Source organism: Pseudomonas sp. USTB-Z, assembly GCF_019691255.1.
GTDB classification, from domain to species: Bacteria; Pseudomonadota; Gammaproteobacteria; order Pseudomonadales; family Pseudomonadaceae; genus Aquipseudomonas; species Aquipseudomonas alloputida.
This window is the reverse complement of the sequence record NZ_JAECZP010000066.1, coordinates 1-779: the sequence shown is the minus strand read 5'-3', so window position 1 is coordinate 779 and position 779 is coordinate 1. Positions and strand designations below refer to the sequence as shown.

1 protein-coding gene is annotated in these 779 nt (G+C 67.0%); it reads left to right on the top strand.

What is annotated here, in order from left to right; translation table 11 throughout:
- Positions 1-779: T6SS effector BTH_I2691 family protein (locus I8746_RS27325; RefSeq protein WP_311044819.1), on the top strand; the 779-nt coding region annotated here is incomplete at both ends.

The window sequence follows — 779 nt, the reverse complement described above, 5'->3', positions numbered from 1 at the left end:
GCCTCCGTCAGCAGCGCCACCTCCGGCCCTGCCTGCAGCGCACGCGTGCCCATCCTGCCGGTGCGCTACGCCATCGTACCCCGCACCGGCGACGCCCCCGCCTGCCGCTATGCCGATGCAGGCTTCAACCTGGAACAAGGCTTCGCCCCGCTGCAGCACTCGGCCTACACCCTCCGCGCTGTGCGCCCAGGCTATGTCTACGTGTTCATGAAAGGCCCTCTGGGCGAAAAACTGGTCATTCATGAGCACGTCGGCGCGGGCCTCTACAAGGAGATGCGCTACCAAGGGCTGGAGGACTACCACCGCCGTGAGCGCTACCTGTCCGGCCAGAGCACGGGCTGGGTGTGGGCCGACACCTGCCAGGACACGGCCAAGGAAGTGTGGATCGGCTACAGCCCGCACCTGTGGACCAACGCCATCACCGCCCGTATCACCGGTTCGGCAGCCCTGCGCAAACGGCACATGCGCCAGCTGGACATGGCCGAGCTGGTGAGCGGCAACCCGGCGCCGTCCACCCAGCCCCATGTGTTGCCGGTCAGTGCCCTGCAAACCTGGGTCGAAGACTTCAAGCCAACCGAGCGGCGCATGCCGCTGACCTGGAGCAGCGACCCGGTCACCGAAACCTTGCCCATCGGCAACCTCAATGCCATCGCCCGCCACTACCCCTGGACCCAGCCGAAAGTGCCAGTGGTGGTGGCGCTCGCCGACGCCGAAGGCATGGCCCTGGACCTGAGCCTGTCGGTCTCGGCCTACCAGCATCAACTGCGTGACCTGATGCC